Source organism: Lysobacter sp. P5_C4 (assembly GCF_054049695.1).
Map to the genome: position 1 here is coordinate 1 of NZ_JBFULX010000006.1, position 19,549 is coordinate 19,549.

21 protein-coding genes and 1 pseudogene are annotated in these 19,549 nt (G+C 64.1%); 5 read left to right on the plus strand and 17 right to left on the minus strand.

Features of this window, described 5'->3' with window-relative positions; all coding sequences use genetic code 11:
- Positions 1 to 370 precede the first annotated feature (370 nt).
- From ACXJJ8_RS13765 to ACXJJ8_RS13775, 3 genes are all read right to left on the minus strand, one after another.
- The gene (locus ACXJJ8_RS13765; protein WP_499031117.1) at positions 371 to 664 is read right to left on the minus strand and encodes an XAC0095 family protein; all 294 of its coding nucleotides are present in this window, start codon (positions 662 to 664) and stop codon (positions 371 to 373) included.
- A gap of 253 nt (positions 665 to 917) precedes the next feature.
- Complete coding sequence (locus tag ACXJJ8_RS13770) at positions 918 to 1,388, minus strand: hypothetical protein (RefSeq protein WP_499031119.1); 471 nt, start codon at positions 1,386 to 1,388, stop codon at positions 918 to 920.
- Positions 1,389 to 1,926: 538 nt separating this feature from the next.
- Entirely contained in the window at positions 1,927 to 3,636 is a 1,710-nt protein-coding gene (locus ACXJJ8_RS13775) for a hypothetical protein (protein ID WP_499031122.1), read from the minus strand.
- 170 nt (positions 3,637 to 3,806) lie between these two features.
- On the opposite strand from ACXJJ8_RS13775, the gene rlmB reads away from it, so the two are divergent.
- Positions 3,807 to 4,550, plus strand: coding sequence for a 23S rRNA (guanosine(2251)-2'-O)-methyltransferase RlmB (rlmB, locus tag ACXJJ8_RS13780; protein ID WP_499031124.1), 744 nt, complete (start codon positions 3,807 to 3,809; stop codon positions 4,548 to 4,550).
- Positions 4,547 to 4,810, plus strand: coding sequence for a CBU_0592 family membrane protein (locus ACXJJ8_RS13785; protein ID WP_499031127.1), 264 nt, complete (start codon positions 4,547 to 4,549; stop codon positions 4,808 to 4,810). Before rlmB ends, ACXJJ8_RS13785 begins: the two co-directional genes overlap by 4 nt.
- A gap of 155 nt (positions 4,811 to 4,965) precedes the next feature.
- Here ACXJJ8_RS13785 and rnt read toward each other — a convergent pair whose 3' ends face one another.
- The 13 genes from rnt to ACXJJ8_RS13850 all read right to left on the minus strand — a co-directional run bounded on the left by rnt (position 4,966) and on the right by ACXJJ8_RS13850 (position 16,084).
- Entirely contained in the window at positions 4,966 to 5,691 is a 726-nt protein-coding gene (gene rnt / locus ACXJJ8_RS13790) for a ribonuclease T (RefSeq protein WP_499031129.1), read from the minus strand.
- Positions 5,692 to 5,700: 9 nt separating this feature from the next.
- Positions 5,701 to 6,435: an HvfC family RiPP maturation protein gene (locus tag ACXJJ8_RS13795; protein ID WP_499031131.1), complete on the minus strand. Its 735-nt coding sequence runs from the start codon at positions 6,433 to 6,435 to the stop codon at positions 5,701 to 5,703.
- Entirely contained in the window at positions 6,428 to 7,246 is an 819-nt protein-coding gene (locus ACXJJ8_RS13800) for an HvfB family MNIO-type RiPP peptide maturase (RefSeq protein WP_499031134.1), read from the minus strand. The genes ACXJJ8_RS13795 and ACXJJ8_RS13800 overlap by 8 nt, the downstream gene beginning before the upstream one ends.
- 7 nt (positions 7,247 to 7,253) lie before the next feature.
- A complete protein-coding gene (locus ACXJJ8_RS13805; protein ID WP_499031136.1) occupies positions 7,254 to 7,688 on the minus strand; it encodes an EF-hand domain-containing protein in 435 nt (144 codons plus the stop codon).
- Between the two features lie 116 nt (positions 7,689 to 7,804).
- Entirely contained in the window at positions 7,805 to 8,500 is a 696-nt protein-coding gene (gene phoU / locus ACXJJ8_RS13810) for a phosphate signaling complex protein PhoU (RefSeq protein ID WP_499031139.1), read from the minus strand.
- The gene (pstB, locus tag ACXJJ8_RS13815; protein ID WP_499031142.1) at positions 8,497 to 9,312 is read right to left on the minus strand and encodes a phosphate ABC transporter ATP-binding protein PstB; all 816 of its coding nucleotides are present in this window, start codon (positions 9,310 to 9,312) and stop codon (positions 8,497 to 8,499) included. The genes phoU and pstB overlap by 4 nt, the downstream gene beginning before the upstream one ends.
- 37 nt (positions 9,313 to 9,349) lie before the next feature.
- Positions 9,350 to 10,216: a phosphate ABC transporter permease PstA gene (gene pstA, locus ACXJJ8_RS13820; RefSeq protein WP_499031144.1), complete on the minus strand. Its 867-nt coding sequence runs from the start codon at positions 10,214 to 10,216 to the stop codon at positions 9,350 to 9,352.
- The gene (pstC, locus tag ACXJJ8_RS13825; protein WP_499031146.1) at positions 10,216 to 11,187 is read right to left on the minus strand and encodes a phosphate ABC transporter permease subunit PstC; all 972 of its coding nucleotides are present in this window, start codon (positions 11,185 to 11,187) and stop codon (positions 10,216 to 10,218) included. The genes pstA and pstC overlap by 1 nt, the downstream gene beginning before the upstream one ends.
- Before the next feature lie 113 nt (positions 11,188 to 11,300).
- Entirely contained in the window at positions 11,301 to 12,437 is a 1,137-nt protein-coding gene (gene pstS / locus ACXJJ8_RS13830; RefSeq protein ID WP_499031148.1) for a phosphate ABC transporter substrate-binding protein PstS, read from the minus strand.
- 437 nt (positions 12,438 to 12,874) lie between these two features.
- A complete protein-coding gene (locus tag ACXJJ8_RS13835) occupies positions 12,875 to 14,155 on the minus strand; it encodes an OprO/OprP family phosphate-selective porin (RefSeq protein ID WP_499031149.1) in 1,281 nt (426 codons plus the stop codon).
- 61 nt (positions 14,156 to 14,216) lie between these two features.
- Positions 14,217 to 14,933 (minus strand): endonuclease III, encoded by a 717-nt coding sequence (nth, locus tag ACXJJ8_RS13840; protein ID WP_499031150.1) that lies wholly within the window; start codon positions 14,931 to 14,933, stop codon positions 14,217 to 14,219.
- A 3-nt stretch (positions 14,934 to 14,936) separates the two neighbouring features.
- Positions 14,937 to 15,302, minus strand: coding sequence for a hypothetical protein (locus ACXJJ8_RS13845; protein WP_499031152.1), 366 nt, complete (start codon positions 15,300 to 15,302; stop codon positions 14,937 to 14,939).
- Positions 15,302 to 16,084, minus strand: a complete 783-nt coding sequence (locus ACXJJ8_RS13850) for an enoyl-CoA hydratase/isomerase family protein (protein ID WP_499031154.1) — start codon at positions 16,082 to 16,084, stop codon at positions 15,302 to 15,304. The genes ACXJJ8_RS13845 and ACXJJ8_RS13850 overlap by 1 nt, the downstream gene beginning before the upstream one ends.
- Before the next feature lie 176 nt (positions 16,085 to 16,260).
- Between ACXJJ8_RS13850 and ACXJJ8_RS13855 the strand changes: the two genes are divergently transcribed.
- From ACXJJ8_RS13855 to ACXJJ8_RS13865, 3 genes and pseudogenes are all read left to right on the plus strand, one after another.
- Positions 16,261 to 16,956 (plus strand): FKBP-type peptidyl-prolyl cis-trans isomerase, encoded by a 696-nt coding sequence (locus tag ACXJJ8_RS13855; RefSeq protein WP_499031155.1) that lies wholly within the window; start codon positions 16,261 to 16,263, stop codon positions 16,954 to 16,956.
- 82 nt (positions 16,957 to 17,038) lie between these two features.
- Positions 17,039 to 17,874, plus strand: a pseudogene (locus tag ACXJJ8_RS13860) (NUDIX hydrolase).
- 43 nt (positions 17,875 to 17,917) lie between these two features.
- On the plus strand, positions 17,918 to 18,763 hold the full coding sequence (locus tag ACXJJ8_RS13865) for a sulfurtransferase (RefSeq protein ID WP_499031156.1): 846 nt from the start codon (positions 17,918 to 17,920) through the stop codon (positions 18,761 to 18,763).
- On the opposite strand, the gene ACXJJ8_RS13870 is transcribed toward ACXJJ8_RS13865, so the two are convergent.
- Complete coding sequence (locus tag ACXJJ8_RS13870; protein WP_499031158.1) at positions 18,764 to 19,519, minus strand: enoyl-CoA hydratase/isomerase family protein; 756 nt, start codon at positions 19,517 to 19,519, stop codon at positions 18,764 to 18,766. It abuts the gene before it with no gap.
- Positions 19,520 to 19,549 lie beyond the last annotated feature (30 nt).

Below are 19,549 nucleotides of genomic sequence, written 5' to 3' on the forward strand. Positions count from 1 at the left end.
ACCTTACAGCGTGGCTGTAGGCTGATGTAACTCCCATGGTCCAGCCAAATGGGTTTTCATGGTCGGGTGCCCCGGACTTCCTTGGCCTCGGTGAAGTATATCGATGACCAGGTGGTTCGGTTGACGTACGCGCCTGTTTGATTGTTGTGTCCAAGTAAGGCCCGCTCGGAAGCCTATTAGCGCGCCGCCCGGAACGTGGGTAGTTCCAAATCCATTTTGGGAAAATGAATTTGAAACTCCCCACGCTGGGGCATCACCTTGCGGGTCGCTTCGATCAGGGGGCTTTCGCCCGAGCTGTCATTGGGGGCTGCAAAGCAAGCTTTGCAGGGAGCCGATCATTGGCGGGGAAGCGGAAGCACAGCCTGCGACGTCAATTCAGTTTGCGACGCCTGCTGGCAGCTGACTTGCCTGGCTGCTTTGCGGCATCGTCCGCAAGGTAAGTGGCCTCGATGATTGCATCGAGTTCCTTCGACAGGTTGGAGAAGCACCAGCCCAAGGCGCTTGGGCGTAGGCGTGCATCGTGGTCGCTGGCGCTACCGCCGGGTTGGGTCAGGTGCGCCATCAAACGCACGAAGTAGGCGATCTGCACCAGCGAGAAGTGCGCGGGCTCGGGGATGGCGAGGACGGCGGTGCTGGTGCGCGGGTCGTTGACGACTTTGGACATGGCAACCTCCTGGACTGGAAGGACTTGCGTCGCGAATGCGACGCAAGGTGTCGGGAGGTGAAAACCGGTCAACGACGGCGGACGTATTTCCTCTTGCGAGGTCTTGTATTGGTCCCCTCCCGACGCAGAGGGGCCACTTTGTATTGCTTCGTTGACTGGAGTTTTCAGCTCCGGCTTGCATGTTGCCGATCAACGAGCGCTCAAAAAATCAGACGCGAACGCGCTATGCGTCTGACGAATCACCAGCGATCCATTAACCCTCGTTCGTCGCCGCGGGTTTCTTCTTGCGCCGAGCCCAGCGATAGCTGAGTTCTTTGATGGCATCTTCCAGTCCCGTCGCTTTGCCGAGGACTTTGAGGATCGCGTAGCAACGGTGTGAGAAGGCCATCAGGTCGCTACCGAGCGCGGTGACCGTGTCCTCGCACTTGTCGGCGAACAGCTTTGCGCGGTTGGCGATGCGCAGCATGCGGTCGCGCGCCTCCAGGTCGGCATTGGCGCCGGCCAGGTTCAAGTCCGGCGGGATCAGGCCGGCGTTCTGGTTCGCCAGATCGAGGTTCAGGCGCACGTAGCGCTCACTCGTGGGCCCCATGATCGACATGCTCTTGCGATCGCCGACGGCCAAGGAGAGCAACCCGGGCAACAGTTCCTCAAGGCGGGCGAACAAGGCCATGATCTCGTCCTCGGTCTCCTGCGTGATCGTCATCGAAGCGAGGTCTTGCGTCATTTCGGTACTCCAGGGGGAAAGTTCGCTTGGAGTTTTTGACCGAAGGCGAGGGAAGGCAACAGAGGAAAGTTTGCGCGCGTCGCAGATGCGTTCGTAAAGAAAACGCACCCTGCGAAAGGCGTTTGTGACGTTGCGTTAGAGGTCCGCGACCCCGCGCTAGCAATCTACGACCCTGTCTATGGGTCTACCGATCTTGTGCGAGGGGTCTGTAATCCCGCGATAGCGGTTCCCAACCTTGGGCGAACGGCCTGCGGCGGTTGCGAACGGTTCCACGACCTTGCGATAGAGGTCCACGACCCTGCGATAGAGGTCCACGACCCTGCGATAGAGGTCCACGACCCTGCGATAGAGGTCCACGACCCTGCGATAGAGGTCCGCGACGCTGTAAAAGGGAGCCAACTGTTTGCGAAACGGATTCGGGACTGAGCGACAGCGGTCAGCAATCTTGCGCCAAGGATCTACAACGTCGCACTGAAGTGTGTCTGCTAACGCTTCTGTGGTGGTCGCCTCTTGATCCACGAGTTCGACGAACGTCGAACTATAGGAGGGTCACTGTTGGGTCGCCGGAGAGTCGCGCCATCAATTCGTCCTTGACCGGGAGCAGAGGCTCATATAGGCGGTGGTATGCGTTTCCAACAGCGCCGCTAAAAAGTCGCAACTTTGGGCGCGTCTTCGGATCGCCCGACCGAAGGACATGTGTCGAAGAGATCCCAGGGTACGGATCGACATAGACAATTTCGTGAATGCCAAGTTGGTAAGCCTTCTTCGAGCACAATTCACACGGGCTGGCCGTCGTATACAAGAAGCCACCAGAAATTCCGCTATTTCCGTGTTTCGCAAGCTGCAGGAACGCATTTTCCTCTGCATGCAGGGAACGCGTATGAACTTGGTTTCTCTCGTTTTGGATTTTGTTGTATGCGTCTTTGAAGCAGAAAGGGCAAGACAATCCTGCAGAGGCTTTCATCTCGGGAGCTATTGCAAAAGTCTTTGACAAATGCTTTCGAAGATCGGGGTTGTTGAGCTCGTAGTCGCTGAAAGCAGCTTGATCTGAGCCGTTCATCAAACTAGAGACGTCACGCAGCAAGCAGGGCACTTGTCCCTTCGGAACATCGTTCCAACCAACCGCTTTGATCGAGGAGCTGGAGTCAGCGACGGCCGCTCCAACTTGACGCGAGATACAGCCACTGTTGAGCTTTGCGACAAAGGCAAGCTGCATGCACCTTTCGTCTGGAGTGGGCGTTACCAAACCCGGGCGCAACATCAATGCTACATATCGAACAACTTGGCTATTTAGATGCGTCCGTGACTGCTCAAAGGTCCCTGGCTTGCCAGAATTGTTGAAGAACAAGTCAGATTTCTGAATGCATTCCTGGAGGTTTTGCGACACAAAGTTTTCGAAAGAGTTCAGAGACTTCTTGGAGTACTCCCTAGAATCCAATGCCTCAATTTCGCGCTTTGCCATCCCGATTTCTGTGAGGCGGGCGCGCCGCTCTTCGTCATCAGTTGTGATTGCGATTGCGTAAAAAGCTGCAAACTGATCGCGCAGATAAACAAGTTCAAGGGGGTTCCGGACGGCATCGATTACGATTCGAGTGCTCTCGATGTTGTGCTCCCGGTCCCAGCGACCGGCTGCCTTCGTCAGTCGCTTCACGCGAGTGATCAGCGAGAACACTTTCTTCGGATTGACTACCTTCGAAACTGCAGACCCGCTAAGACGAATGTTGTCTCCAAGCGTTTGAAATAGGCTGGGGTACTTGTTTCCGAAGAGTTGGCGCGTAGCGAAGGCCGCTGCAGTTAAAGGTCCGGCGTAGAACGCCCAGGCGCCCACTGATGCTTTTTGATCGTGGTTCAACGATAGGCTTTCGTAGTCCTTGAAGTGTGCATCGCCACGAAGCGAAGTGTGTATTGTCTGAAAGGGTTCGATGAAGCTCTGGAGCTTTTGTTCAGTCAAAAGCTTCTCAACCAAATCCCATGGCTCAAGAATGAGAAAGCTGAGGATCACAGCTGAAACAGAAATAGCCTTAAAAGGTTTCCACTGCTTCTCTGCGAACTGTTTGCAGATCTCAAATTTGCGAATCTCGGCAGGTGAAAGGCCGGTCGGGGAAAACGGAATGGCCGAGAATTCACTCGTGAGTGCGTTGGCGGTCGTAGTACACCCGCTGCCAGTGCGCCCCGTGAGCGCTACCACCATTAGGTCAATTCGCTCCGCGTACGCAGCTTCAATGCCGCCAGTTAGATCGCGCCCCATAAGTCCCGCCCTATTTTCCCCGGCGTGCTTATAGCACGTGAATGAATATGCTCTACGGCCAAATTCGCGTTTAGGTACGTTACTTTTGGTAGCAAGGCCCCCAATTTCTCCGCCGTCGCAGTTGGGCAGTCTTCCGAGGACACGCCATCGTTTCGGGCACAATGCCGCCCATGAACAAACAATCCCCCTGGATCGCCGGCATCAACGCCGTCGCTTCCGCCGTCGAGCACGACGGCGAGAACGTGCGCGAGGTCCTCCTCGAGGCCAACGCCAAGAATCCCCGCATCACCGAGATCGAAACCCAGGCCCGGCGCCTCGGGATCGAGGTCCGCCGCGTGGCGCAGAACGCGCTCGACGGTGTCGCCGGCGGGCTCCGCCACCAGGGCGCGGTCGCACGCTATGCCGCCGCCAAGACCTGGGGCGAGGATGAGTTGGAAGGGTTGGTCGAGGCGGCCGCGGGCAAGGCGCTCGTGTTGGTGCTCGATGGGGTGCAGGATCCGCACAACCTCGGTGCGTGTCTGCGCAGTGCGGCGGCGGCGGCGGTGACGGCGGTCGTGATTCCGAAGGACAAGGCGGTGCAGGTCAACGCGACCGTGCGCAAGACCTCGGCCGGTGCGGCGGACAACATTCCCGTCGTGCGCGTCACCAATCTCGCGCGGTGCCTGCGCGATCTGCAGCAGCAGGGTGTGTGGATCTACGGGTTGGCGGGCGATGCCGAGGCGTCGCTGTATTCGATCGACATGAAGGGCAACGTCGCGCTGGTGCTCGGCGGCGAGGCCGATGGCCTGCGCCGGTTGACGCGGGAGAACTGCGATCAGTTGGTGCGCATTCCGATGCCGGGTGAGTTCGAGAGTCTCAATGTGTCGGTCGCGACCGGTGTCGCGTTGTTCGAAGCGGTGAGACAGCGCCTGTGAATTTCGCCTGGTACGACTTCGTCGGGTTCACGGGAACGCTGATGATCCTCGCGGCGTTCGCGGCGCAGCAGATGGGGAAGATGCGCGGGGACGGGGCGGCGTATCAGTTGCTCAACCTGTTTGGCGCGGCATGCATCCTCGTGTCGTTGATGGGCTCGTTCAACATCTCGGTGTTCGTGCTCGAGACTGCGTGGGTGTTGGTGAGTGCGTATGGGTTGTGGCGGTCGCGCCGCGTGCGCGCGGGGCAGGCCGGTCGATGACGGTCGGGCATTTGAAGACGACGGGGCGTTTCGAGCGTTTCGGGAAGCCGCGGAACTTCATGTGGCTCGACCCGCTGCCTGTGCGCTTGTTCTTCCGCGACGGCGACTTCGACGCGACGGAACGACGCATGTTTCGTCGCTATTTCGTGTCCTGGCTAGGCGCGTGGGTCATCTTCGCGCTCTCCATCTACGCCAGCATCGTCACGCAGGTCTAGCGCAGCGGGGCCGGCCATGCCGATCCCCCACTTGTTCGCCACAGTGCAGAACAACGCCGCGGTCTTCTCCGCGTCGTACACCGCCGAGTGCGCTTCCTCTCCGTTCCACTCCATGCCCGCGGCCTGCACTGCGCGGGCCAGCACCGTTTGCCCGAAGGCCACGCCACCCAGCGTCACCGTGTCGAACACGCTGAAGGGGTGGAAGGGGTTGCGTTTGTGTTGCACGCGGGCGACGGCGGCATTGAGGAAGTTGAGGTCGAAGTGGGCGTTGTGGCCGACCAGGATCGCGCGCTGGCAGTTGTGTTTGCGCACGGCGGCGCGGACGGCGGCGAAGACGTGGTCCAGGCCTTCTTTCTCGTGCTTGGCGAAGCGAAAGGGGTGGTCGAGGACGATGCCGGTGATTTCGAGCGACTTGGGGTCGATCGCCAGGCCGGGTGCGGGGATGAAGTGGGAACTCGCGACTTCGCCGGGGATGTAGCGGCCCTGCGCATCGAGGTCGATCGGGATCACCGCCATTTCCAGCAGCGCATGTTTCTGCCAGTCGAAGCCGCCGGTTTCGACGTCGACGACCACGGGGAGATACCCGCGGAAGCGGTCGGACATGCGGCGGAACGGTGGGGCCTGACTGCCGGGTTCGGCGACGGGCGGGGTGTCGGGCTGCGTCATTCGAACAGCCTAGCAGCGCGGCACGGTTCCCAGCAGCACGCCTTTGGTGTGGAGGTGTTCCAGGATGGACGCGCCCTCGCGCAGGAAGGCGTCTGGGTCGGGCGCGGCGGCTTCGGTTGCGAGGGTTTGCAGGAGGGTGCGGCCGGTGGCGTTGGTGGGCTCGATCAGTTGCAGCAAGCGGAATGTCACGGGGGAGAGCGTGGAGAAGTGGACGTCGCCCGCGGGGTCGCGGTGGAGCAATAGAAGCGTCGGTTCCGGCGGCGGTGCGTCCGGCTGGTGGTCCGGGCCGATGCGGTGGACGGGCCAGGTGTAGGCGAGGGGCCAGGCGTGGGGGGAAGCTATGGGGATTTCGTCGACGAGGTCGCCGTTCGGGTCATGCGGCGGAACCGGGGCGTCGGAGATCGACAGCGCCAGTTCCGCATATTCGTAGTGGGCGAGTTCGGGGAGCCATCCATCGCGGGGGGAGAGCCATTCGACGAATTCGTTGCCGACCTGCGTGAACAGTGGGGTTTGCGCGCGATGGTTTGCGTAGAACGCACGGACCAGCGCACGCCAGGCGTCATCGCCGAGCGTCTTCCGGATCACGGGGAAGTTCGACGCCAGTAAGGTTTCGATGCTACCGAAGAGGAGATCGCGATAGATCTTCAGGCGGCGATCTTCGATCCCGTCGGGCGCCGTATTCCCTTCGGGATCGCGCAGGTGCGCGGCGAAGGCCATCTGTTGCGCGCGCAATTCTTCAGACATGGCGGCGCTGAATCTCGCGAATCCGCTCGACTTCCGCGAGCAACACGTCGAACGCGGGGAAGTTGAAGTCGCGTTCGAGCAAGGTTGGCCGCACGCCATGCAACGCATACGCATGATCGAGCAACCCCCACACATCGCCCTTCACCGACGCGCCATGCGTGTCGATCTTCAGGTCGTCCGATTCGTCGTAATGCCCGGCGATGTGGTACTGCGTGATGCGCGCCGTCGGCATCGCCGCCAGGAAGGCGCGCGCGTCGTAGCCATGGTTGATCGCGTTGACGTAGACGTTGTTGACGTCGAGCAGCAGGTCGCAGTCGGCGGCTTCGAGGACGTCATTGACGAAGTCGGCTTCATCGAGCGCGCGATGCGGCGCGGCGTAGTAGCTGACATTCTCGATCGCGATGCGGCGCCCGAGGCGATCCTGCACGCGGCGGATGCGGTCGGCGACATGTCGCACGGCTGCCTCCGTAAAGGGAATCGGCAGCAAGTCGTACAACTGGCCGTCGTCGCTGCAGTAACTCAGGTGTTCGCTGTACTCGGCAATGGCGTGCCGGTCGAGGAACGTACCGACGCGATCGACGAATTCGTCGTCAAGCGCCGAAGGCCCACCCAACGACAACGACAAGCCATGACACCTGATGGGATGCGCCGACACGAGCGACGCAAATTGATCACCCAATCGCCCGCCTACGCCGATCCAGTTCTCCGGCGCACATTCGAGGAAGTCGAACGCGCCCATCGGAGCGTCCTGCAGCGCGCCCATCAGGGCGCGCCGCAGGCCGAGTCCCGCAGAGGCAGCAGGAAGCGCCATCAGCCGATCAGGCGCCGGCGCCGCACTTCCCTTCGCCGCACTTGCCTTCTTGCATCCTCTTGCCCGCGCCGCCGGAGCCGCCCATGTGGGCTCGCATTTCCTCGGCGGTGATGAAGCCGTCGCTGTTGGCATCGTGCGAGGCGAACTTGCTGTCGTCGTTGTCGTGCGCGGCGGCGAACTCGGCCTTCGACACCTTGCCGTCCTTGTCGTTGTCCATCTTCGCCACGCCGCACTTGCCTTCTTCGGCCTTGGCGTTCGTGTCGGCGGTCTTCTCGGCCTGCTTGGCCTTGAAGTCCGCGCCGCAGGAGCCTTCGGCCACGGCGGAGGCCGACACCATGTAGCCCGTGGCGAGCGGCTGCATCGCGAAGGCCGAACCGGTCAGCACCAGCCCGCCCGCGAGCGCGGCACCCAGGGCGAGGGGGGATTTCATCTTGCTGGACATTACGCATCTCCATGACGCGGCCAGGCCGCAGGGCGAGCAGGCGGCATGATGCCTGAGCTCGATGGAGATACGCAGGGGCCTGGGGCCGCGGATGCGGCCCGTGCCACAGGTCATGGTCAGCGATTCGTGGCGTCGCGCTTTTCCCGGGGGGGCAGGGGATCTTCCCCATGCACCAGGAACCAGATGTTCTCGGCGATGTTGGTCGCGTGGTCGCCGATGCGTTCCAGGTTCTTGGCCATGAACAGCAGGTGCGTGCACGGGGTGATCGAGCGCGCGTCTTCCATCATGTAGGTCAGCAGTTCGCGGAACAGGCCGGTGTACTGCGTGTCCAGTTCGGCATCGCGATTGCGGACGCGCTGCGCGGCCTCGGCGTCGCTGTCGCGGTAGGCGACGATGACATCGCGCACCTGCTCCAGCGCCAGGCGGCCGAGCGCATCCAGGCCACGGGTGTGCGGGAGCGGGGGCGAGAGATTGAGCGCGCACGAGCGCTTGGCGACGTTGGCGGCGTAGTCGCCGATGCGTTCGATGTCCGACGACACCTTCAGTGCGGCGAGGATCGTGCGCAGGTCGCGGGCCATCGGGCCGCGCAGGGCGAGTTTCATCACGCCGTGGTCGATCTCGCGCTCGATCGCGTCGATCGCTTCGTCGTTGGCGACGATGCGTTCGGCGGCCTTGTCGTCGCGGCGTTCGACGACGTCGAGCGCGGCCTCCAGCTGGGCCGCGGCCATCGTGCCCATGCGCACGATTTCGTCGAGCAGGCGGCGTTGGTCTTCGTCGTAGCTCTTGACGATGTGGTCGTGGAGTTGATTCATCCGAAACGCCCCGTAATGTAATCCTCGGTTTGCTGCTTCGAGGGATCGGAGAAGATGGTTTCGGTCGTGTCGTGTTCGATCAGGTCGCCCAGGTACATGAAGGCGGTGTAATCCGAAACACGCGCGGCCTGCTGCATGTTGTGGGTCACGATCACGATCGTGTAGCGCTGCTTGAGTTCTTCGACGAGTTGTTCGATGCGGCTGGTCGAAATCGGGTCGAGCGCGGAGGTCGGTTCGTCGAGCAGCAGCACGTCGGGGCGCAGGGCAACGGCGCGCGCGATGCACAGGCGCTGTTGCTGGCCGCCGGACAGGCCCAGCGCGCTCTGCTTCATCTTGTCCTTCACCTCGTCGAACAGCGCGGCCTGGCGCAGCGCTTCTTCCACGCGCACGTCCATGTCGGCCTTCGACAAACGCTCGTGGTGGCGAATGCCATACGCAACGTTCTCGTAGATCGTCATCGGGAACGGCACAGGCTTCTGGAACACCATGCCGACCTTGCTGCGCAACCGGTTGAGCGGGTACTTCGGGTCGAGCACGTCCTGCCCGTCCAGCAACACTTCGCCCGACGCGACCTGCTTGGGGTACAGCGCATAGATGCGATTGAAGATGCGGAGCAGCGTCGACTTGCCGCAGCCCGACGGTCCGATCAGCGCAGTCACGCGATGCTCGGGCACCTCGAGGTGGATGTTCTTCACCGCGTGGAACTTGTCGTAGTGGAAGTCCAGGCCCCGCGCGGCGAGCTTGATCGGCGAGAGTGTCGCCAGGGTGTTGTCGCGTTGCGGGGTGGCGACGGCGATGCGTGCGTCGTTCATGTGCGGGATCCGCTGGAAGAGCGTCATGGAAAGGGAATCAGTCGTGGACCATGCGCGAGCGGGAAACGATCGCGCGGGCGGCAAGGGAAACGAGCAGCACGAACACCGTGAGCACGAAGGCACCGGCCCAGGCGAGCGTGTGCCATTGCTCGAACGGGCTCATGGCGTACTGGAAGATCACGACCGGGATGTTCGCCATCGGCTGCGAGAGGTCGGTCGTCCAGTACTGGTTGTTGAGCGCGGTAAACAGCAGCGGCGCGGTTTCGCCGGAGATGCGAGCCAGCGCGAGCAGGATGCCGGTGACGATGCCCGGCAGCGAGGCGCGATAGAGCACCTGCACGGTGACCTTCCACTGCGGCACGCCGAGCGAGAGTGCGGCTTCGCGCATCTGTGCCGGCACCAGGCGGAGCATTTCATCCGTGGTGCGCACGACGACGGGCAGCACGATGAAGGCGAGCGCGATCGCGCCGGCCAGCGCGGAGAAGTGCCCCATCGGTGCGACGACGAGCGTGTAGACGAACAGGCCGAGCACGATCGAGGGCGCCGACAGCAGGATGTCGTTGACGAAGCGGATCGTTTCGCCGAGGCGCGCGGTGAAACGCGTGCGTGCGAATTCGGCGAGATACGTACCGGCCAGGACACCGATCGGCGCGCCGAACAGCACGCCGAGCAAACTCATCGCCACGCTGCCGAAGATCGCGTTGAGCAGGCCACCGTCGTCGCCGGGCGGCGGCGTCATCTTGGTGAAGAGGTCGAGGTCGAGCGCGGCGATGCCGTTGCGCAGCGTCGTCCAGACGATCCACGCCAGCCAGAACAGGCCGAAGAGCGTCGCGGCGGTGGCGAGCACCTGCGCGGTCAGGTTCTTGGCGCGGCGAAACTTGTAGAGGGTTTCCATGCTGGCCATCAGTTGCCTTCCCTGCGCGCGAGCTGGCGGAGCATCAGGCGCGCGATGGTCAGCACGGTGAAGGTGACCAGGAACAACACGAAGCCCAATGCGATGAGTGAGCTGCGATACATTTCCGAATCGGCTTCGGCGAATTCATTGGCGATGGTCGCGGCGATCGAGTTGCCCGGCATCAGCAGCGAAGCAGTGAGTTCGTGCGCATTGCCGAGCACGAAGGTGACGGCCATCGTTTCGCCCAGCGCGCGGCCCAGGCCGAGGAAGATGCCGCCGATCACGGCAGAGCGCGTGTAAGGCAGCACCACGTCCCACACCACTTCCCAGCGCGTGGAGCCGAGCGCGTACGCCGATTCCTTCAAACGGCCCGGCACGGTGAGGAACACTTCGCGCATGACCGAGGCGATGAAGGGGATGACCATGATCGCGAGCACCAGGCCCGCGGTGCCCATGCCCAGGCCGAGGGGCGGGCCGGCGAAGAAGCGGCCGACGAGCGGCAAGGTGCCCATGTGTTCGTCGACCCACGGGTACACGTGTTCGGAGAGCACGGGCACCAGGACGAACAGGCCCCACATGCCGTAGATGATCGACGGAATGCCGGCGAGCAGTTCGATGGCCGCGCCGACCGGACTGCGCAACCACTTCGGCGCGATCTCGGTGAGGAACATCGCGATGCCGAAGCTCACCGGCACGGCGATGAGCATCGCGACGAACGCGGTGACCAGCGTGCCGTAGATGGGAACCAGCGCGCCGAAGACCTGGTTCACCGGGTCCCACGCGTCGGTCCAGAGGAATTTCAGGCCGAAGGTCTGGAAGGCGAGGCGGCCGCCCCAGAACATCGAGAACGCCGCCGCGATGAGCGCGACGAGCACGAACACACCGGCCGTACCGACGAGCCAGGCGAAGGCGCGGTCGTTGCGGACGTCGCGCGTGGAGCGCGCGTCGGAGACATCGACGGGAAGGGCGATCGAATTCATGGCGTTAGCGTGTGGCAGTTCCGTGACACGCGGATGACAGTGCGCCGGACAAAAAAGAACGCGGGCAGTGCGCCCGCGTTCTCTAAGGTCCGGGAGGAGGGATCGGACCTTGTTCAGTACTTCAGGTTCTGCGACCAGTAGCCTTCGATCTGCTTGACCAGCGCATCGGGCAGCGGCACGTAGTCGAGCTTCGTCGCCGAGGCATCCCCGTTGCTGTACGCCCACGCGAAGAAATCCTTCGCGTTCTTCGCGCCGGCCGCATTCTTCGGCTGCTTGTACATCAGGATGAAGTTGGTCGCGGTGATCGGCCAGGCCTGTTCGCCCGGTGCATTCGTCATCACCAGGTAGAAGTCCTTCGCGTTCGCCCAGTCGGCGCTCGCCGCCGCGGCCTGGAAGCTGTCGTTGCTCGGGTTGACGAAGTTGCCCGCGGCATTCTTCATGCGCGAGTAGGTCATCTTGTTCTGCAGCGCGTAGGACATCTCGACGTAGCCGATGCCACCGTTGATCTGCTTGACGTACGCGGCCACGCCTTCATTGCCCTTGCCGCCGATGCCACCCGGCCACTTCACGGCCGTGCCCTCGCCAACCTTGGTCTTCCACTCCGGGCTGACCTTGGAGAGGAAGTTGACGAAGTTGAACGTCGTCCCCGAACCATCGGAGCGATGCACGATGGTGATCTTCTTCGCCGGCAGCTGCAGGCCACCGTTGATCGCGACGATGCGCGGGTCGTTCCACATCGTGACCTTGCCGAGGAAGATGTCGGCCAGCAGCGGGCCATCGAGCTTCATCGCGCCAGCGGCGACGCCCTGCACGTTGATCACCGGCACCACGCCTCCGATCACCGAGGGGAACTGCGCCAGGCCGTACTTCGCGAGTTCTTCCGGCTTCAGCGGGGCATCCGACGAACCGAAGTCCACCGTGCCGGCCTTGATCTGGGCGATGCCGCCGCCCGAACCGATCGACTGGTAGTTCACCTTCTTGCTCGTGGCGGCGGCGTAATCGGCCGACCACTTCGACATGATGGGATAGACGAAGGACGCACCCGCGCCCGTGACGTCGGCAGCATGGGCGGACGCGGCGAAACCGCCGGCCAGGACGAGCGCCAGCGACAGCGCGGTGGTGCGGAGCGGAGCGAAGTAGGACACGGATGTCTCCTGGAGGAATAGGCACGAGCGACGCCGCCCGGATGCGTGCATTCCATAACCGTTGCGTGACACGTGGATGTTGGGGATGTGACACGTGTGTGACACCGCTAAAGCAAAACGCCTCTTCGGACGGACGCCTCGCCACGTGACGTGGTGTGGTTCCCCTGTCGCTCCCGGAAGCGGCATCCCTGCCCACCGAGTCGCGAGCGCAAGGCCATCCATGGCCTTGCTCTGGTGAACCACACCACGTCACGCGGCGAGGCTCACCTGGTGTGGTGGTTCTGCTTCTTCGGCAGCAATGATTGGCTTCCTGCAAAGCTTGCTTTGCAGCCCCCGATGAAAGCCCGGGCGGAAAGCCCTTGATCGAAGCGACCCGAAAGGTGATGCCCCAGCGTTGTGAGTTTCAAATTTTTTTCCCGAAAAAATTTGGAACTCACGACGTTCGGGCGGCGCGCAAGCGGAGGGTGGAACGCTCCTGGCAAAGAAAAAGACGCGACCTTCCGGCCGCGCCTTTTCAATGACCCATGGGGGGGGAGTGAGTATTACCAGTAGAACTGCACGCGCGCTTCGAGGATGTTCGGGCTGTCGTCGACGACGCGGTTGAACGTGCGGTTGTTGTTGATCGCGTTCTCGGCGTACGAGGACGAGGTCGTGCCGATGTACTTCGAAGAATCGACCAACACGTAGTCGAGCATGAACTTGAAGTTCGAGCGCCAGTACCAATTCACGCCGACCGTCCACGAATCCATCTCGCCGCCGAGCGCACCCAGCACGCGCGGGCTCGACGTCGGCGTGGCGCCCGGAACGACGCTGCCGTCGTTCAAATCGATCGTGTCGTAGCGCAAACCCACCTGCCACATGCCGCCGGCCGGATTGTTCGGCAGGGGCGTGGTCGGCACGCCGTTCTTGTAACCGAACGACTCACCCGTGATGTTCCACAGACCGGAGATGTACGCACCGTCGGCCGAGAACGTCTCCGCATTCGGGCCCAGCCCGTAGCGGTCGGTTTCCGTCTTCATGTACTCGCCCTGGAGCTTGAACGGGCCATGCGCCCAGAACGATTCCAGACCGAAGGTCTTGTTGCGGTCGGTGTTCTTCATGTCGCTGGTGTCGACGATGCGGTTCGACAGGTCGGCGAGCGGGCGGGCGCGCCAGCGCGCGGTGTCGCCGAAGGTGTCGTATTCGTTGTACGAAGCGCCGACGTGGAAGATGTTGCCGTTGCCGTTGATCGGCGCCCAGTAACCCCGGATGCCCCAGCCCGGGCCGTGCGGCGTCGGCGAGGGATGCTCGGTCAGTTCGCGCGTGAACATGCTCGCGGCGATCGCCCAGTTGGTGTCGCCGTACTGGTACATGCCGCCGAGGCGACGCGCGACGCCGAAGGTGTTGGTGATCGAGGCCTTCGCGATGAAATCGTTGTTCTTCGTCGAGGACAACTCTTCCAACGACATCAGCTGCTTGTATTGGCCGAACTGCACGAAGTGGTTGGCGTTGCCGCCGAACTTGTACTTGGCGTTGACGTCGAGCCACTTGTCGGCCTTGGCGTCGTAACCCATGACCCATTCGATGTTGCCCGGCCCCTTGCCTTTCAGCACGAGTTCGGCGCGGCGCATCTCGTAATCGCCGTCGCGGCCGTCGGGGCCGTCGGCGTTGAGGAGCGCGAAGTCGGCGTCGTACCAGTACAGGTCGGCCTGGACGAGGCCTTCGAAGGTCACTTCCGAATCGCCGATCACGTCGATCGCGACCTGGGCCTTGGCGGCCGGGGCGGCGAAACAACCGATGGCGCCGAGCAGCGCGAGGGCAAGGGTGCTGCGGGACAGGTTCATGTGTGGGCCGTTCTGGCGGGTTGTGGATGAATGCCGCGCAGCGTAGGCCGTGAATCTTTCGTTATTGTGACAAATGTCGTCCGCATGACAGGGACGCTTCAGTCATGTCGATCGTCTTGTCCTTGTAGCGGCAGATGTCGCGGATGGGGCAGGCGGGACATCGGGGTTTGCGCGCGATGCAGGTGTAGCGGCCGTGCAGGATCAGCCAGTGGTGCGCGTCATGCAGGAATTCGGGCGGCACGACGTGCAGCAGGTTGTCCTCGACTTCGCGCACGTCCTTGCCCGGCGCCAGGCCCGTGCGGTTGGACACGCGGAAGATGTGGGTGTCCACCGCCATCGTCGGTTCACCGAAGGCAGTGTTCAGGACGACGTTCGCCGTCTTGCGGCCTACGCCCGGCAGCGCTTCGAGGGCTTCGCGGTCGCGCGGGACCTGGCCGTCGTGTTCTTCCAGCAGGCGGCGGCTCAGCGCGATGACGTTGGCCGCCTTCGTGTTGAACAGGCCGATGGTCGCGATATGGCGCTTGAGTGTTTCCTCGCCGAGTTTCACGATCGCAGCCGGCGTGTTGGCGACCGGGAAGAGTTTGCGCGTGGCCTTGTTTACCCCGACGTCGGTCGATTGCGCCGAGAGCACGACGGCGACGAGGAGTTCGAACGGGGTCTTGAATTCGAGTTCGGTGGTGGGGTGCGGGTTGAGTTCGCGCAGGCGCGAGAAGAGTTCGACGATGTCGGGTTTGGTGAGAAGCGTGCGGCGCGCACGGCGTTTCCTGGCGACCGCCACGCTTCAGTCCTTCTTCTGCGCGGCGCGCGCTTTCGCACGTTCGAGTGCGGCTGCTGCAGCGGGCGGCAATGCCGGTGCGCCGGTTCGTGCCTGCGTGGGTGCGCGGCGTGCATCGCGTTCGCGTTGCAGCCGTTCCAGCCGCAGGGCACGGTCGCGATGGCGTTCGCGGGCGGCGAGTGCGCGGCGCCGCACGTCGCGTGCCTGTGCGAGGGCGAGCGTGCAACCGGGGCTGCACTGTTCGCACGTGGTCTCGTCCAGCAACCCGAGTTCGATCGCACGATCCAGATCGTCCTCGCGCAAGGCCGCGAGGATGCGATGCGCGGCCTCGCCGTCGGACGAGGCGCACGCGCAGGCGACGCACGCGAACATCAGCGGCCGGCGAAGGCGGGCTTGCGACGTTCGAGGAACGCCGTGGTGCCTTCGCGCATGTCGTCGGTGGCGAACATCAGGCCGAACTGCGCGCTTTCGTATTCCAGGCCTTCTTCGATGCCGCACTCGCCGCCGACGTTGATGCAGTCCAGGATGCCGCGCAGGGCCAGCGGTGCCGCATTCGCGAGTTGATCGGCGAGCGCCATCGTCTGCGCTTCCAATTCCGCCGCGGGCACGACGCGATTGACGATGCCCAGTTGCATCGCGCGCTGCGCGTCGATGGGCGCGCCGGCAAGGCACAGTTCCAGCGTTGCCGCGCGGCCGGCCAGGCGCAGCAGGCGCTGCGTGCCGCCGAAGCCGGGGATGAGGCCGAGGTTGATTTCGGGCTGGCCGACCTTCGCGGTGTCGGATGCGATGCGCAGATGGCAGCTCATCGCGAGTTCGAGCCCGCCGCCGAGTGCGAAGCCGTTCACCATCGCGATCACCGGCTTGGGCATTTTTTCGATGCCGCGCATCATCCGCTGGCCACGCAGGGAGAAGTCGCGGCCCTGCACCGGCGTGAGCGCGTTCATTTCACTGATGTCCGCACCGGCCACGAAGGCCTTGGGGCCACTGCCGGTCAGGACGATGCAACGGACGCTTGCGTCCTCGGCCGCCGCGCGGAAGGCCGCGTGGAGGGCGTCGAGCGTTTCGGCGTTCAGGGCGTTGAGCTTGTCGGGGCGGTGCACGGTGAGGGTGCGAACGGCGCCGCGGTCGGCGGTCAGCAGGACGGAATCGGGCATGCGCGGGCTCATGGGGAGTGGGGATGGAAGCGGCTTTCGCCGGGCGCGGAACTTCTGCCGCGGGGCCCGGTCACAGGGCCCGGTCGTCAGTGGCGATTCAGCGCTTGCGCCGCTATCCTAGCGCGCCCATCCGGGACCGACGGACGGGCATTCCCATTCCAAGAGGTACGTTCCGAATGAAGTTGCGTCTGCTTGCCGCCACCGTCGCGGCTTTGACCCTGTTCGCGGGCTTCGCCCACGCCCAGGAGACCACGAGTGAAAAGGGCAAGCTCAGTTACTACTTCGGCTACCGCTTCGGCAGCGATCTCGCCGCCAGCGGCGAGCAGGTCGACATGGCCACCGTCTACAAGGCCATGCAGGACGCTTACGCCAAGAAGCAGCCCGCAGTCGCGGAGAAGGACCTCGAGCCGGTGATCGCCGGCCTGCAGAAGCGCCAGCAGGCGCGTGCGGACCAGCGCAAGGCCGAGTTCACGAAGGCCTCGGCCGACAACAAGGCCCAGTCCGACCAGTTCCTGGCTGCCAACAAGGCCAAGACCGGCGTGAAGACCCTGCCGAGCGGCGTGCAGTACCGCGTGATCGAGAACGGCACGGGCGCCAAGCCGACCGCGGCCAGCACGGTCGACCTCGAAGTCACCGGTCCGTTCCCGCTCAACAAGCGCCCCGCGACGGCCCCGGCCGCCGAGAAGCTCACCGGCATCAAGATGTCCGCCGTCGAGATGAAGGGCATGCGTGAAGCACTGACCAACATGCCGGCCGGTTCCAAGTGGGAAATCGCCCTCCCGCCGGACCAGGGCTTCGGCGCCGACCCGCGCAGCCCGTACCCGCCGAATGTCGCGGTGGTGTTCGAGGTGAAGCTGGTTTCGGCGAAGTAATTCCGCAAACGCAGCAAGGACGAACGCCGGCCCAGCGCCGGCGTTCTCTTTTTCAGGCATCGCAATCGGTCAAAATCGCACCGTGCAACCAGCGCCCACCTTCCGTCCCGTCCTCAGCCCGTGCATCGGCATCTGCGAACTCGATACGCAGGACCTGTGTTCGGGCTGCCGTCGTACGACGCACGAGATCGCGCGCTGGAGCGTGATGAGCGATGAAGAACGCCTGCACGTCATGGACGTCGTGCTCCCGGCGCGGCCACCCTACGCGCCGAAATGAGCGCGGGCCTGGACCTGATGCACCTGCGCGCGGTGCTGCATCCCGTCGACGCGCCGCCCGCCGGCCACGGCTGGAACCACGATGAGATCGTCGACCTGCTGCCCGACGGGCCCTTGCGCGAAGCCGCGGTGCTGGTCGGCCTGGTCACGCGACGCGAGGGCTGGCAGGTGCTGCTCACGCGGCGTACGGACGCATTGCGCCACCACGCCGGGCAGGTGAGTTTCCCGGGCGGTCGCATCGAGCCCGACGACCGCGACGCCATCGCCGCCGCGCTGCGCGAAAGCCACGAGGAAATCGGGCTGGAATCGGCGCAGGTCGCGCCGGTCGGTTTCCTCGATCCGCTCTGCACCATCACCGGTTTCCGCGTGATGCCCCTGGTGGCGATGGTCGATCCCGAGTTCGTACCACGCCCCGATCCGGGGGAAGTGGCGGAGGTTTTCGAAGTCCCGCTGGCCTATCTGCTGGACCCGGCCAACCTCAACGCCACCGATGTCGCGACACTGCTCGGTCGGCCGATTCCGGGTGGACGGCCGCGCCGGGTGCTGGAATTCGTGGATAGGGGTAACCCGCATCAGCGGATCTGGGGCGCCACCGCTTCGATCCTCTTCAACCTGCGCGAACGGATCGCTGCGGCAAGCTAGACCCAGAAAGGATCGCGGGCCCCCGCCCGCACCGGAGGAACCGATGTCCGGCTGGAACACCCTCGTGCAGGCGGAAACGCTTGCGATCGCCATCGGCAGGCCCGACGTGAAGATCGTCGATTGCCGGTTCACCCTGGCCAGCCCGATGGCGGGCGAAAGCGCGTTCCTCGTCGGCCATTTGCCGGGCGCGGTGTATGCGCACCTGGACCGCGATCTGTCCGACATGAAGCGCACCGGCGCCGGCCGCCATCCCTGGCCCGACGCTGCACGCTTCACGCAGAAGCTCGGTGAGTGGGGCATCAGCCCGGATGACCAGGTCGTCGCCTACGACGACGGCGACGGCGCGCACGCCTCGCGCTTCTGGTTCCTGATGCGCGCGCTCGGGCACGAGAAGGTCGCCGTGCTGGACGGTGGCTGGTCGCGCTGGACCTCGCTGGGGCTGTCGGTGGATTCCACGCCGAAGAAGCCGGTCGCCGCGCGCTACTCGGGCACGTTCGATGCGACGCGATTGCTCGACGCCGAACAGGTGCAGGAAAGCCTCGACGCCGGTTACGTGCTGATCGACGCGCGCGCCGCGGATCGCTTCCGCGGCGAGAACGAGATGATCGATCGCATCGCCGGGCACGTGCCCGGTGCGGTCAATCGCCATTTCGCGATGAACCTCGACCACGGGAAGTTCAAGCCACCGGCGGACCTGGCCGACGAATTCCGCGCATTGCTGCACGGCAAGCCGGCGGGCGAGGCGATCGTGATGTGCGGTTCGGGCGTCACCGCGTGCCACCACCTGCTCGCGATGGAGCGCGCCGGACTGCGCGGCGCGCGCTTGTTCACCGGCTCGTGGAGCGGATGGATCTCCGATCCGTCGCGGCCGATCGCCGAAGGCGCCTGATTATTTGCCCAGGCGCGCGATCAGCGCGCGCAGGCCTTGTTGCGTATCCGGCGCGGTCCACGCGTCGATGAAGCGTTCGAGCTGGATGCGCTCGGGTTGCATCGCGGCCACGACATCGGCGCGCGAAATCGCGCGCGTGCGCAGCATCGGTTCGCGCGGCAATGCGATCAGGCCTTCGAGCCACAGGCGCGCGCGCGTGGCGACATCGTCGATCGCAGCGAGTTCGTCGACCAGTCCGATCGCGTGCGCCTGCGCGCTGTCGAGCATCTGCCCGCTGACGAGCAGGCGTTCGGCGCGATGCAGGCCGACGATGCGGCGCATCAACCACTGGATGCCTTCGGGCGCGACCAGGCCGACCTGGGTTTCGTTGAGGCCCAGGCGATACGGGCCTTCGGCCATGACGCGATAGTCGCAGCACAACGCGAGCACGCAACCACCGGCGGGCGCATGGCCGGCGAGGGCGGCGGCGACGGGAACCGGCGACTCGGCGAGCGCACGCGCGACGTCGAAGAACGCCGACCACGCGGACAGCAACGCGGTGCGGTCCTCGCCGAGCGACAACAGGAACGGCACGTCCAGGCCGGCGGAAAACACCTTCGGGCCGCCCGACAGCACGATGCCTTGCGCGCCACCGGCGATCGCATCGGCGAGCGCGGTGCGCAAGTCGTTGCAGAGCGTGGGGTCGAGCGCATTGACCGGCGCGCGCGCCAGTTTGAGTTCGACGATGGGGCCGTGCGGGATGCGTTCGACGAGCATGCGGGCGGGTCCGGGATTGGGGGCGGGGGC

Coding starts and splice junctions, on each gene's coding strand:
- ACXJJ8_RS13795 (WP_499031131.1), bottom strand. CDS start 6,435: ATGTCTGAAGAATTGCGCGCGCAACAGATGGCCTTCGCCGCGCACCTG.
- ACXJJ8_RS13765 (WP_499031117.1), bottom strand. CDS start 664: ATGTCCAAAGTCGTCAACGACCCGCGCACCAGCACCGCCGTCCTCGCC.
- ACXJJ8_RS13855 (WP_499031155.1), top strand. CDS start 16,261: ATGAAGTTGCGTCTGCTTGCCGCCACCGTCGCGGCTTTGACCCTGTTC.
- rnt (WP_499031129.1), bottom strand. CDS start 5,691: ATGACGCAGCCCGACACCCCGCCCGTCGCCGAACCCGGCAGTCAGGCC.
- pstC (WP_499031146.1), bottom strand. CDS start 11,187: ATGAATTCGATCGCCCTTCCCGTCGATGTCTCCGACGCGCGCTCCACG.
- ACXJJ8_RS13850 (WP_499031154.1), bottom strand. CDS start 16,084: ATGCCCGATTCCGTCCTGCTGACCGCCGACCGCGGCGCCGTTCGCACC.
- ACXJJ8_RS13865 (WP_499031156.1), top strand. CDS start 17,918: ATGTCCGGCTGGAACACCCTCGTGCAGGCGGAAACGCTTGCGATCGCC.
- ACXJJ8_RS13800 (WP_499031134.1), bottom strand. CDS start 7,246: ATGGCGCTTCCTGCTGCCTCTGCGGGACTCGGCCTGCGGCGCGCCCTG.
- rlmB (WP_499031124.1), top strand. CDS start 3,807: ATGAACAAACAATCCCCCTGGATCGCCGGCATCAACGCCGTCGCTTCC.
- ACXJJ8_RS13870 (WP_499031158.1), bottom strand. CDS start 19,519: ATGCTCGTCGAACGCATCCCGCACGGCCCCATCGTCGAACTCAAACTG.
- ACXJJ8_RS13835 (WP_499031149.1), bottom strand. CDS start 14,155: ATGAACCTGTCCCGCAGCACCCTTGCCCTCGCGCTGCTCGGCGCCATC.
- ACXJJ8_RS13805 (WP_499031136.1), bottom strand. CDS start 7,688: ATGTCCAGCAAGATGAAATCCCCCCTCGCCCTGGGTGCCGCGCTCGCG.
- ACXJJ8_RS13775 (WP_499031122.1), bottom strand. CDS start 3,636: ATGGGGCGCGATCTAACTGGCGGCATTGAAGCTGCGTACGCGGAGCGA.
- ACXJJ8_RS13770 (WP_499031119.1), bottom strand. CDS start 1,388: ATGACGCAAGACCTCGCTTCGATGACGATCACGCAGGAGACCGAGGAC.
- phoU (WP_499031139.1), bottom strand. CDS start 8,500: ATGAATCAACTCCACGACCACATCGTCAAGAGCTACGACGAAGACCAA.
- pstA (WP_499031144.1), bottom strand. CDS start 10,216: ATGGCCAGCATGGAAACCCTCTACAAGTTTCGCCGCGCCAAGAACCTG.
- ACXJJ8_RS13845 (WP_499031152.1), bottom strand. CDS start 15,302: ATGTTCGCGTGCGTCGCCTGCGCGTGCGCCTCGTCCGACGGCGAGGCC.
- pstB (WP_499031142.1), bottom strand. CDS start 9,312: ATGAACGACGCACGCATCGCCGTCGCCACCCCGCAACGCGACAACACC.